The following is a 14,032-nucleotide window of genomic DNA, read 5'->3' on the forward strand; positions in this document are numbered from 1 at the left end:
TTATTGTTTTGAGTATTTATGAGCATAAAACTATTTGGATTGTTACTATTACAAGTTAAAGTAATAGATGGCACATTTAAAAGTGTTACTTTCACTGATTTAGTAAGAAGAAAATCCGCCTGTTTTTGATGGTTCAATTGTTAGAAATTTATTAAAAGATGACAGCAATACAGTTTTGTCTGTTAATGAAATATCTATGCAAGAAATAAACACTATATCATCAGAACAAAATATACTCTACATAACTAATGAACTCAACGTAGTTGATATAACAAACATTAGAAAAATAAGTGGTTTTGTAAAAAAATGAACCAAATTGCTATTTTTTTAATTTTTTGTTAATTAAAATTATTTCATTAAATATTTAAAAATAGGTTATGTGTTAGAATTAAAAACGTTGCTGGTTTAGTATCAGCAAGTATCAAAGTAAAATACAACGTTATCAATATAATCAAATTTAGGTTTAATATGAAAAAAATTGCTGTAATACTCTCTGGGTGTGGATATTTAGATGGTTCAGAAATTAGAGAATCAGTTCTAACTCTTTTAGCATTAGATACTCTACAGGTTCAATATGATATTTTTTCTTTGAACGAAGATCAATATCATGTAGTCAATCATTTGACTGGTGATATACAAAGTAATGAAAAACGAAATATTCTAGAGGAGTCAGCTAGAATTGCTAGGGGAAAAATTGAAGATCTTACCAAAATTAACGTTGATAACTACTCTTCGTTAATTATCCCAGGAGGATTTGGTGTTGCTAAGAATCTTTGTAGCTTTGCTTTTGATGGCATCACTTCGAAAGTAAACCCCATTGTTTTAAAAGTTATTCGTGAATTTCATACCAATAAAAAACCTATTGGTGCTATATGTATTTCACCCGCTTTAATTGCATTATCTTTAGGCTCTCATAAACCGAATATTACCTTAGGGAATGATAAAAATCTAGCAGATGAAATTGAAAAAACAGGCGTGATACATAAAAATTGCCACACTTCAGATTGTATAATTGATGAAAAAAATAAAATAGTGACAACGCCAGCTTATATGGACGATGGTATCAATTTAGCTGATGCCTACCAAGGAATATCAAAATTAATTAAGGCAATTATTGAGCTATCTTAATTTGTGCTAGCCAAACTAAAAACGTAATCTGACAGTTATGAGTTTTTATAAGTAACTGTTAAACTATGTAGGAAAACGCCGAGTTGTTTACTCTTCATATTTAAAATAATCCTGTAAAAACTCATAAGGTGTTTTCCTCAAAATCGCTTATACGGTTTAATGGTATTATAATACCAGCATAAAAATTTACATGAAAAATCATCAATGCTAACAAATAAATATTCTCTATGTTGCGCTTTCGTTTCATTTTTAAGTAAAGGTAAATGTTTGGTATCGACATACAACATTTCACTTGGGGGAGGTTTTGTTATAGCGTTTAGGTTATCGCCTTAGTTTATCTTCAATGGACTTTTCGACTTTAACTAGACGTTTAATTTCATAACTGATGGTTTTATAACGTTCATTTTTACTGATTAAAGGGACAAATAAATAGCTTTAACTGGGTTTTCTTTAGCTCGTTATAAATGGTCGGTGGCTGACCATAAGGCGTTAATTTTGTTTTTATATATATTCATTACAGTCGTTTCTCAAATTACTGTAAACAACGCGAGGAATTCCTACAAATTATTTGTGTTTAATTTTATTTGAATTTCACTTAGTTGATTGACTTTATTGATTTTACTTACAAGTTGATGCAAAATGATTCACTATATAATAAATCAGTAACATTGGAGGCAACAACCATGGCGAAGCTGTCAGGTGCAGAGATGGTTATTCAATCTTTGATTGACCAAGGCGTAAAACAGATATTTGGTTATCCCGGTGGTAGCGTTCTTGATATTTATGATGCAATTCATACTCTAGGTGGAATTGAACATATTCTAGTTCGTCATGAACAAGCTGCGGTACATATGGCCGATGGTTATGCAAGAGCAACAGGCGATGTAGGTGTTGTGTTAGTTACATCAGGGCCGGGGGCAACAAACACCATTACAGGCATTGCCACTGCCTACATGGACTCCGTACCGCTAGTGATATTGTCGGGGCAGGTTGCTAGCAACTTAATCGGTAATGATGCATTCCAAGAATGTGATATGGTTGGTATTTCCCGCCCAATTGTAAAACACAGCTTTTTAATCAAAGATAGTAAAGATATTCCTGAAACGATCAAAAAAGCGTTTTATATTGCCTCAACCGGTAGGCCAGGCCCCGTTGTTATTGATTTACCTAAAGACATTGTTAACCCTGCCAATAAATATAATTATCATTATCCAAAATCAGTCACTATGCGCTCTTACAATCCAACTATACAGGGGCATAAAGGGCAAATTAAAAAAGCGTTAACTACTTTACTAGCGGCTAAAAAGCCTGTTTTGTGTATTGGTGGCGGGGTAATTGCGGCAAATGCTAGTGATGCAATTAAAGCTTTTGCTGAAAAATTAAATTTGCCAGTTACCTCAACATTAATGGGGATTAGTGCCTTTCCTAGTACTGACAAACATTACCTTGGTATGGTTGGTATGCATGGTGTTTATGAAGCCAATGTGGCTATGCATAATGCCGATGTCATTTTGGCTATAGGTGCTAGATTTGATGATAGAACAACAAATAATGTTGAAAAGTATTGCCCTAAAGCCAAAATTATTCATGTTGATATCGACCCAACCTCAATATCAAAAACCATTATGGCAAGTATCCCCGTTGTGGGTGATGCTAAAATGGTGGTTGAAACAATGTTATCTCAAATTGATGAGCTGAATGTAGAGCGTGATTTAGACGCATTAGTCGATTGGTGGAAGCAGATCGAACATTGGCGAGCTCGTCACTGTTTAGCTTACAGCCATGACGGCGAGAGTATAAAACCTCAAGAAGCCGTTGAAGTATTATATAAACTAACCAAAGGTGATGCATTTGTGACAACCGATGTTGGTCAACATCAAATGTTTACTGCACTTTATTACCCATTTGATAAACCACGTCATTTTATTACTTCGGGTGGGCTTGGCACTATGGGGTTTGGATTGCCTGCGGCGCTTGGGGTTAAATTAGCGTTTCCTAAAAAGACCGTTGTCTGTGTCACTGGTGATGGCAGTATCCAAATGAATATTCAAGAGCTATCAACCGCATTACAATATGGTTTACCTGTACTTGTGTTAAACCTAAATAACCGTTTTTTAGGCATGGTTAAACAGTGGCAAGATATGATTTATGCAGGCAGGCATTCTAGCTCTTATATGGAATCGCTCCCCGATTTTGCCAAGATAGCTGAAGCCTATGGTCATGTTGGAATGGTAATTACTAAACGTGAAGAACTAGAGCCAAAACTCAAACAAGCATTAGCCATTAAAAACCGTTTGGTTTTTGTAGATGTTATGACCGATGCTACTGAACACGTCTACCCAATGCAAGTTCGTGGTGGCGCAATGAACGAAATGTGGCTTAGCAAAACGGAGAGAACCTAATGCGTTATATATTATCAATTTTAACTGAAAACGAACCAGGCGCATTGTCACGAATTATTGGGTTGTTTTCACAACGTGGCTTTAATATTGAAACAATTACAACAGCGCAGACAGAAGATCCCACCATGCACCGCATGACAATACAGACTAGTGGTGATGAACATGTCCTTGAACAGATCCAAAAACAGCTACATAAGCTAGTTAATGTTTACCGTGTGCATGATTTAACCGAAGGACCACATGTTGAGCGCGAAATTATGCTAGTCAAAGTCGCCGCAAAAGGATCAGAGGCACGTGACGAAGTTAAACGCTGTGCTGATATTTTTAGAGGATCAATTGTAGATGTTACTGCAACACATTATATCGTACAATTATCGGGAACTAGCGAAAAACTAGACTCGTTTTTAGCCTCGATCCGTGAAACTTGCAATATTGTCGAAACTGTTCGTTCTGGCATTATTGGTTTATCGCGTAGTGAAAAAACAGTTAAATAGCTATATTTATAATAGCTATATTTATAATTAACATATTTATAGATAACTTATTTAATTAAGGCGCATTATGCGCCTTAATTTTGACAAAAATACAATAATATAAAAGTTATATTGTTAACTTTATTTATTACTAGCAATAATATAAGGAAAATATAGGGATGGAGTTTTATTGGTTAATTAAACTTTTTTTGATAGGTCTTGCTTTATTTTCTTGGATTAACTATAGGTCAGAAAGGAATCAAAATAAACAAAATTTAAATGATATTATTAATGAGCGCACTTCAATAAGAAAATTAACTGAAGATGAATTTCAGCTTCTAAAACCTTATTTGGATAATAAATGGTTGGTGTTTCCTTATAAATATCAATCTTCTCTAATTGATTTAGACGTATCAGCGTTAGCAGGGAATTGTGTCCGACATAGTTTATACACTAATTCTGAAGAAACATCTTTTTATTATGAGATTGGCGGCATTGAACTCTTTTTTCCTTATAATATGTACCATCATATTTCAGACTTTAACGAGGTAGAAGTTGTTTTTACCGAAAGATACGCATTTGTTGTTAAAGTCAATGGTTATGATATAAAAACTGCTGCAGAGTCTCAAAATGGGGGCATATACTCAGAACTCGATGAACCTTGGCTACACGAACAATCTTTTGATCTTGAAACTTTAGAAGATAAGCAACTAAGTAGTGACAAAGCAGCGAAAATAAAATCAGAAACTGATAACAAAATTAGCTATGTTGAATTGTTAGAGCGAGAAGAAACACCATTAGAATCAAAAAATAGAAACCCAAAAACGAATGGCATATTATCAGCGTTTTTTTTGGTATCAATGACAGTATCTTTCCTGATGTATTGGTATTTGAATAATTCTGCCATTCTTTTTTTAGTCATTTTTAGTTTTATTCTTTTTATTCTATTTTATTGGTATCAGCCAAAGTCTAAATACGATTTACACAAAGTAAAATGTATTAAAGGCTTAATTATCTCTAAACAAACTGATACCAAAAAAGTAACTGTTGATAAAAATTATATTTTAAACGTTCCACCTTATTGGTTGCCGTTCCTTCCTGATAAATCATCTATGCCAGCTAGCATGGATGTAACAGTAGATGATAAAAACTTAATTCGTTATGAAAACACGCTTTCAATTAACCACGAAATTGAACAATTTGGACCCCCAAAATTTGTTAAGCGCAATTTAATCCTCTTTATTACAGGCGTTGTTTTATCTGCTATTGTCTATTTTCAAACAAGTATTGTTGATAATGCGTTATTGGCTTATCGGGCTTTTAATGGAAGTATAACATCTTGGAATCTAGAAGATGAATCAAGCTTAAAAAACAGCCTAATTAAAAAAGGTGATTTGGTTAACATAAAAATGAGTGGTGTATCATGTGATGTCAATGAAAAGAGTAATAAAGAAGGATGTCATACATTATTTATTAACAATCAACCTATTGAAAATAATCGTGTAGCATCAATGGCGGATCTAATGAAAAGCTTATTTGATAATAATTTTATTAATACTTATATCGATCGTGATGTTATGAGAGTTCAGCAATATCAAGAAAGAATAAATGAACTATATAAACAATATGATAGGCGAGCATCAATTTATAACATCAAAAATATTTATACAAAACTAAAAAGTATAGGAAAAATTGTGACTACTTTAGATAAAGCTTGCAACGTTTTTGAATTGGATTGTCAGAACGTTAAAAAAGAATTATCTATATTTTATGATAGTTCTAATTGGCAAGAAATGGTTAAAAGTGCTGAAGAGCGTCCAAATTATGATGAGGTGGTTGATAACAAATTTGTATCTAGGCTTGATAGCTCAATTTCAACATTAAAGAAAGATATATTAGTAAAAGTAAAAGATACAGTTTCAAATTATCAGCATCAAAAACCAAGCTTAAAAATTGATTTATCTAATTATAGCTACAAAGACATAAGCACTCTAGAAAATGTAAATAATGACAACCTTACACAAGATTCATTATTAGAATTAAAGTTAAATCATTATTATGATGTTCTATTGGCCAAAGCAGGAACAATTAATATCGTTGGATTAGTTAACGATATTTATTATCAAGATGATAATACAATATCAGGATTAAATGTGGATGCAAACTATTGCTACCGTATGAATTTAAATGATCTATTTTCGTTAACATCGCCAGTTTTAATAAGCCTTGTTATTTTTATTGTTACCTGCTTAACATCATTTTTTAATGGCATAAAACTTTGTTATAAATTAATTACCAATCGTCGACGACAAACAGAAATCATTAAATTTTATAAAAATAGAATGATCTAATATATGATATAACCTATTGTTATGTAGAAATTAAATGTAATTGTATTTAATTTTTGCATTTTTAAACATAAAAAACAAAAATAATAACTGCACTAGAATAAAAAGGAAAACGCAAAAAATGGATACAATTTCTACTTTAAAAATCATTTTACTCCTAATTACGTTACTTAGTTGCTTAATTGGACTAGGTAAATGGTCTGATTTTAAATCAGAACGTAAGCAAAACAAAAGAAATCTAGAAGAGTTTATTAATAACCGCCAAACAACAAGACGATTAACAGCAGAAGAGCTTGAGCTTATAACGCCTTATCTTAACAATAAAAAGTTAGTTAAACCTTATAAATTACGATCGTCATTAGTGGACTCTGAGGTATCCATTATTGAGGGGGCTTGTATTCGTCACAGTTTTTATACCAATTCAGAAGAAACCGATTTTTATTATGAGATAGATGGTATTGAAGCGCTATTTCCTTATAATTTACAGCTATTTTCTTTAAGCCACAATGTTGCGGAAGTGGTTTTTACCTCGAATTATGCAATTGTGATTAGTTTTAATGGCTATAGTTTAGACACGTTAGCGGATTTTGGTGCTACACCTAATAAAAAAAATAGCCTATATAGTTTATCGCCTTCATCTTCCGAGTTAACTCGGCCAATAAAAGAAGAAGAACTGCAACTACTTGAACCTTATCTTAATAACCCAACCATGGTCGGACATTATGAGCATAGTTCCACGTTAGTTAGTTCTGATGTGTCAATTATTGTTGGTTCATGTATTGCTATTAATCATTCTAATAATAGTAATGATCCTATCTATACTTATCAAATTGGTGATATTGTTGTCTTTTTCCCTTATGACATGGAACGATATGTTGAAGATATTAACATCGTGCAAGTTGTCGTTACTGAACACTATGCATTAGTAGTCAAAATCAATCAATATGACTTAAAAACAGCAAAACAAAAACAACTGCAGCAACAACGGCAAAAGCAACAAAATAAAAAAACTTATTTTGAACCCGCTTGGAAAAGCAAAAAAGAAGAAATTTTACCAGAACAAAACCTAACCGATACCAATGACAGCATAATTAGAATTGATAAAAAAGATATTGAATTAAAACCTAAAGTTAGTTATGAAATAGTTGAACAACGTCAAGAAACACCGATAGAATCTTCAAACAGAAGCAAAAAAAACAATGGCATATTTGCCGCTGTTTTTTTAGCTTTAACGGTTATAATCTATATTAAATATTGGTACACTTTTGACTCATGGTTACCGCTATTTATTGCGCTGAGCTTGATTGTATCTATTTTCTTTTACCTGCGTAAGGCACAACCTTATACCTTAGACGTTAGCCGTATAAAAACAAAAATTCGCTATAAAGACGATATAAAAAACAGAATAATTGTTAGCGATGATCTAACTTTAACATATCCCGCTTATTGGGCTCCTTTTTTACCTTGTAAACTCAATGAAGATGTCGATATCGATGCCATTGTAAACAAAGAAAAACTCCTTCGTTATGGTAATTTATTATCCATCAGCCGTGAAATTGAAGAATTTGGCCCACCCAAATTTATAATGCGCAATTTAATTCTATTTGTTACGGCATTTCTTTTGTCTATTATGATTTTCAAAATGGTGGATATCACCGATAATTTGCAATTGGCTAATTATCCTTTTGATAGCAATGTTTCCATTTGGAACATTAAAGATGCTGAATCTTTAAAAAACAGTCCAATCAAAAAAGGCGATTTTATTAATCTCAAACTCAACGGCGCATCATGTAATGCAGAAAGCAACCTGTATTTAGAACATTGCGATAAAGTGTTTATCAACCAACAAGTTACAAATAACGGTGAAGAAACCATATTTGATAATGATTTAATAAATGCATTATACAACGATGACTTAATTGAAACTGTACGAGATGATTCAGTCAAACAACTTGAAAAAAAAATAAACGCCGAACGAAATAAAAAACATCAATATTATTCACAAATTGAACCATTAACCAAACTATTACATATTGACCGCTTAATTTTAACCATTGATGAAAGTTGTCAATTATTTGAAGAGGATAAATGTAGTCGAATTAAACAGACTTTAATCAATACCATAAAACCTATCGACAGTCCAATTGAACAGTGGTCTGAGCTAGTTGAATACAGCAAAAAAAATACAAATCACGAAGAAATTATCTTTAATAGCACGCTAGAACCACTAGAACAACAAATCAAAAATTTGAAAAAAAGCGTGACATTTTATTACCTAAACAAATCAAACATATCCCTAACTAATTACCAACAATCACCACAAAGTGTTGGTTTAAAACTTACAAATGCACAAGAGATAAAAATTACTCAGCTAGATGGCGAAGATACAGGCTTATTACAAATATATAAAAATGCGTTATTAGGAAAGGGCGGGAGGGTCAAAACTTCAGGCTTAGTGACACAGGTTGATTATCAAAATGACAACACCGTTTCAAATCTAACAATTAACGATGACCTGTTATATCGCATCTATCAACAGCGGCTATTATCTTTCACTTCGCCTATATTTATTGGTGTCGCTATTTTTATTATTACTGTTTTAACGGCATTGTCTAATGGCATAATAATTTGCTACAAACTTATTGCAAATAATAAACGAAAAGACAATATCATCAAAGCATATGAAAATAGAATAAAATAATTACTCCATTTAATGGATTTACAGCCAAATCAATGGCTTTATCAAAAATAATAAATCAATATAAATAAAATTGATTTAGACTATATAACGTGATAAAGCCATTATTTTACCCAAAAAGTGGTCAGGAAAGGTGTTGATTTTATTTAAGTTTTTGTTTGGCTGTTTTCAAGCAAAATCAACTGTCTGCATAACTAACGTTGAACGCCGACAACTAACAAATTCACAAAAACAATAAAAACATGCTCCAGATAACAGTATTTAATCGCAAAAAAAGGTCAGAAAAAGTACTGATTTTATTAAATTTATTTTCTATCCGTTTTTTGAATATAAAACTCTACCAACCCCTTTTTTTACGATAAATTAAAATTTAATAAAATCAAAACATTAAAAATAGCTTAAAAAAAGGTTTTCAAAGCAAAAATTGTGGTTTATTTTTATATAGCAAGATTTATCAAATCTTAAGTTCTACTTTAACGCCGTGTAGGCGGTTTAGAAAGGTTTCACACCATCACCTCCACCGACGCCCTCCCTTAACAACGTGAACGTGGTTACTGTCGCCCATTTTATCCACCAAAGCAAAAAATACCCTATAATCAGCCCAATTAAAACATCCGTTAAAATTAATTATTCAATTGTTAGGCAAGACAGATTCTGTTATACTATTTTCCCGTCTGATTCATCATATATTGCATTGGTTTTTATCATTTAGCCATAGTGCAATATTGTTCTATTAAATAAATAATGGTCTGGTATTAATGGTCACGAATTATATTTTTGTTACAGGCGGTGTCGTTTCTTCTTTGGGTAAAGGCATTGCCGCAGCATCACTCGCTGCAATTTTAGAAGCCCGCAATTTAAAAGTCACCATGCTTAAACTCGATCCCTATATTAATGTCGATCCGGGTACGATGAGCCCGACTCAACATGGTGAGGTTTTCGTGACTGAAGATGGCGCCGAAACCGATCTTGATTTAGGTCATTATGAGCGTTTTATTCGTACTAAAATGACGCGAAAAAATAACTTTACTACGGGTCGAATCTATTCTGATGTGTTGCGTAAGGAGCGCCGTGGCGATTATTTAGGGGCAACAGTTCAAGTTATTCCTCATATCACAAACGCAATTAAGTCGCGTGTCATTGATGGGGCGAAAGGTTTTGATGTTGCGATTGTTGAAATCGGTGGTACGGTGGGCGATATTGAGTCACTGCCATTTTTAGAGGCAATTCGCCAATTAGCCGTTGATGTGGGACGTGAACATACGTTGTTTATGCATTTAACATTGGTTCCTTATTTAGGATCCGCTGGCGAAGTTAAAACCAAGCCGACACAGCATTCAGTAAAAGAATTATTATCAATTGGTATTCAACCCGATGTGTTAATTTGCCGTTCTGATCGTGTTATTCCTGCTAATGAGCGCGCCAAAATTGCTCTATTTTGTAATGTGCCTGAGCGTGCGGTTATTTCGCTTAAGGATGTTGATTCGATTTATAAGATTCCTGCATTATTAAAATCACAAAATTTAGATACGTTTGTTTGTAAGCGTTTCAATCTTGATTGTAAAGAAGCCGACCTTTCTGAGTGGGAGCAAGTTATTTATGAAGAGGCGAACCCTGTTGGCGAAGTGACGATTGGTATGGTGGGTAAATATATTGCGTTACCTGATGCCTATAAATCAGTTAATGAAGCGTTAAAACATGGCGGATTAAAAAATCGTTTAACGGTGCATATTCGTTATATTGATTCTGAAGATCTTGAGTCGCGTGGTACTGAGTTGCTTGAGGGCTTAGATGCGATTTTAATTCCTGGTGGATTTGGTTATCGTGGTGTTGAAGGTAAAATCATGGCTGCTCGCTATGCGCGTGAAAACAAAATTCCATATTTAGGTATTTGCCTTGGTTTACAAGTTGCTATGATCGAATATGCTCGCAATGTTGCAGGTATTAAAGATGCAAATTCAACCGAATTTGTGAAAGATTGCGCAAGCCCAATTATTGCGTTAATTACCGAGTGGAGTGATCAATCAGGCAATGTTGTGCAACGTAATGAAAACAGCGATTTAGGTGGCACAATGCGTTTAGGTGCTCAGATTTGCCATTTAGAACCAAATTCATTAGTATACGGTATGTATAAAAATGAATCGATCACTGAGCGTCATCGCCATCGTTACGAAGTGAATAATAATTTATTACCAGAAGTGGTTAAAGCTGGGTTAAAGGTGACAGGGCTTTCAACGGATAGAAAGCTAGTTGAAATCATCGAAGTCCCAGAGCATCCATGGTTTGTTGCATGTCAATTCCATCCAGAGTTTACGTCAACACCGCGTGATGGGCATCCACTATTTAGTAGTTTTATTAAGGCTGCCAAAACTTATCAAGAGCAGCAACAAAAATAGTTTTAAATTAACATTTGTAATATATCTGTCATATAGAGGAAAATAACATGGCAAAAATCGTTAAAGTACATGGTCGTGAAGTCATCGACTCTCGTGGTAATCCAACTGTTGAAGCGGAAGTTCATTTAGAAGGTGGATTCGTTGGTCTTGCTATTGTTCCATCAGGTGCATCAACAGGTTCGCGTGAGGCGTTAGAACTTCGTGATGGTGACAAATCTCGCTTTTTAGGTAAAGGCGTATTAAAAGCGGTTGAAAACGTTAATGGACCAATTGCTAAAGCTGTAGTGGGTAAAGATGCGTTAGACCAAGCAGCTATCGACCAAGTTATGCTTGACTTAGATGGAACTGATTTTAAATCTAACTTAGGTGCTAACTCAATTCTTGCTGTATCTTTAGCAACTGCTAAAGCAGCCGCTGCTGCTAAAGGTGTTCCACTTTATCAACACATTGCTGATCTTAACGGTACTCCGGGTCAATATTCAATGCCATTACCTATGATGAACATCATCAATGGTGGTGAACATGCTGATAATAACATCGATTTACAAGAATTTATGATTCAACCAGTTGGTGCTAAAACAGTACGTGAAGCAATCCGTATGGGGTCAGAAGTATTCCACAACTTAGCAAAAGTTTTACATGCTAAAGGCATGAATACAGCTGTTGGTGATGAAGGTGGTTTTGCGCCTAACTTAGGTTCAAATGCTGAAGCATTAGCTTGTATTAAAGAAGCAGTAGAAAAAGCAGGTTATGTTTTAGGTAAAGATATCACTTTAGCAATGGACTGTGCTGCGTCTGAATTCTATAACAAAGAAACTGGTAAATATGTATTGAAAGGTGAAGGTAATAAAGAATTCACTGCTCAAGAATTTACTCACTATTTAGAAGGTTTAACTAACGAATATCCAATCGTATCAATCGAAGATGGTTTAGATGAAAGCGATTGGGAAGGTTGGGCATATCAAACTAAAGCATTAGGTCACAAAATCCAATTAGTGGGTGACGATCTATTTGTAACTAATACTAAAATCTTTAAACAAGGTATTGAAAAAGGCATCGCTAACTCTATCTTAGTTAAAGTAAACCAAATCGGTACATTAACTGAGTCTATCGCTGCGGTTAAAATGGCGAAAGATGCGGGTTATACAGCGGTTATTTCTCACCGTAGTGGTGAAACCGAAGATTCTACAATTGCTGATTTAGCTGTTGGTTTAGCTGCTGGTCAAATCAAAACTGGTTCAATGAGCCGTTCTGACCGTGTTGCTAAATATAACCAATTAATCCGTATTGAAGAAGCATTAGGTTCAAAAGCACCATTCAACGGTTTAAAAGAAGTTAAAGGTCAATAATTTGTTTTTATAAACAACGTTATTGCTTAAAAACGGTGACTAGTTCACCGTTTTTTATTTTCATTTAATTTAATCTTACATAATCGCAGGAACAGTTGCGCCAACTGAGGTTGTGTTGTACTCTTATTGTTTGATTTTTTTATGGCTGATTATAAATTTCAATGCGTATTGATTTAATCACCTTGTAATTGACAGAATAACTAACTCGATTTTAATTTCTACTTATGAATAATATTACGAATATGTCTCGGCCAAAAAGTAAATGGCAACTCTTTAACTGGCTTTATACCGGTAAATTACCGCTAAACGAATTATGGCTTAATCCGACTTATCGTTATAAGTTTTTTTTCAGAACCTTATTTTTAAGCCCAATCACCCTAAAATGGCTTGATAAATTAAGACAGTACCCACTACTTGGCGATTATTTTTCGTGTCAAACAAATTTGCCATGTAAATTACAGCGTCCTTATTTAGCTTCTTGCCTAAGCCAAAAAGCGCGTTATGCTGCTTTGGCGTATCACTATGATTTTTTAGCCAAACAACCTGAAAGTGTAACTAAAGCATTTTATAATCCACAATTGCCTTTTGTATTGGCGGATGTAGCGGTTAAAAATGAACAAAATATCCAAATCGCAGTGCAAGCACGCAATAAGTTTGCAAGAGAGGGCGAAGTCAGCCTTTATTTTTATGATAATGATGGCATTGATTTAGCCACTTTGACGTTTTCAATCGTTGAATATCAAGGCAAGCCAACACTGTTTATTGCTGGTTTACAAGGCACAGGGCATGATGATGCGCGTACACGTGTGCAAAAAGCGACTAAAGCGTGCTATGGGTTGTTTCCTAAACGCATTGCGGTCGAAGCCGCACTAACAATTGCTCGTTATTACCAATTAACGCAAATTGTTGCTGTAGGCAATAAAACCCACATCTATAACAACTGGCGTTATAACAGTCGTCAGGAGCGTATTTTGTCTGATTATGATGATTTTTGGTTAACACTTGATAGCAAACAAGATGCTAATGGTTTATTTATATTACCCAGTCAAATTAATCGAAAATCTATTGAAGAAATCGCCAGTAAAAAACGTTCAGAATACCGAAACCGTTACGCTTTATTGGATCAACTTCAAGTTAATATTGAGCAAAAATTGGCATCATTAACGTAATGATTAGCAATAACATTTTAAAACATAAACTCGATCCAATAGTTTAAAAATAATAGTCAGGAATAGTAA

8 protein-coding genes are annotated in these 14,032 nt (G+C 33.8%); all 8 read left to right on the forward strand.

Going from position 1 to position 14,032, the window contains the following annotated elements:
- Nucleotides 1-468: 468 nt before the first annotated feature.
- The 8 genes from elbB to GQ594_RS04805 all read left to right on the forward strand — a co-directional run bounded on the left by elbB (nucleotide 469) and on the right by GQ594_RS04805 (nucleotide 13,963).
- Nucleotides 469-1,128 carry an isoprenoid biosynthesis glyoxalase ElbB gene (gene elbB, locus GQ594_RS04770; protein WP_160411504.1) on the forward strand — a complete coding sequence of 220 codons (660 nt, stop codon included), beginning with the start codon at nucleotides 469-471 and terminating at the stop codon, nucleotides 1,126-1,128.
- Between the two features lie 683 nt (nucleotides 1,129-1,811).
- Nucleotides 1,812-3,530: an acetolactate synthase 3 large subunit gene (gene ilvI / locus GQ594_RS04775; RefSeq protein WP_160401443.1), complete on the forward strand. Its 1,719-nt coding sequence runs from the start codon at nucleotides 1,812-1,814 to the stop codon at nucleotides 3,528-3,530.
- Nucleotides 3,530-4,024, forward strand: coding sequence for an acetolactate synthase small subunit (ilvN, locus tag GQ594_RS04780; RefSeq protein ID WP_160401444.1), 495 nt, complete (start codon nucleotides 3,530-3,532; stop codon nucleotides 4,022-4,024). Before ilvI ends, ilvN begins: the two co-directional genes overlap by 1 nt.
- A gap of 158 nt (nucleotides 4,025-4,182) precedes the next feature.
- Entirely contained in the window at nucleotides 4,183-6,354 is a 2,172-nt protein-coding gene (locus GQ594_RS04785) for an IgaA/UmoB family intracellular growth attenuator (protein WP_160411505.1), read from the forward strand.
- Between the two features lie 118 nt (nucleotides 6,355-6,472).
- Nucleotides 6,473-9,052 (forward strand): IgaA/UmoB family intracellular growth attenuator, encoded by a 2,580-nt coding sequence (locus tag GQ594_RS04790; RefSeq protein WP_160411506.1) that lies wholly within the window; start codon nucleotides 6,473-6,475, stop codon nucleotides 9,050-9,052.
- Nucleotides 9,053-9,807: 755 nt separating this feature from the next.
- Complete coding sequence (gene pyrG / locus GQ594_RS04795) at nucleotides 9,808-11,445, forward strand: glutamine hydrolyzing CTP synthase (protein ID WP_160399944.1); 1,638 nt, start codon at nucleotides 9,808-9,810, stop codon at nucleotides 11,443-11,445.
- Nucleotides 11,446-11,492: 47 nt separating this feature from the next.
- Nucleotides 11,493-12,794, forward strand: coding sequence for a phosphopyruvate hydratase (gene eno, locus GQ594_RS04800; RefSeq protein WP_160399943.1), 1,302 nt, complete (start codon nucleotides 11,493-11,495; stop codon nucleotides 12,792-12,794).
- 242 nt (nucleotides 12,795-13,036) lie between these two features.
- Complete coding sequence (locus GQ594_RS04805) at nucleotides 13,037-13,963, forward strand: VirK/YbjX family protein (protein ID WP_160399942.1); 927 nt, start codon at nucleotides 13,037-13,039, stop codon at nucleotides 13,961-13,963.
- The last annotated feature ends 69 nt before the right edge of the window (nucleotides 13,964-14,032 follow it).

The sequence above is a fragment of the Gilliamella sp. Pra-s52 genome, assembly GCF_009795805.1.
Classification (GTDB): domain Bacteria; phylum Pseudomonadota; class Gammaproteobacteria; order Enterobacterales; family Orbaceae; genus Gilliamella.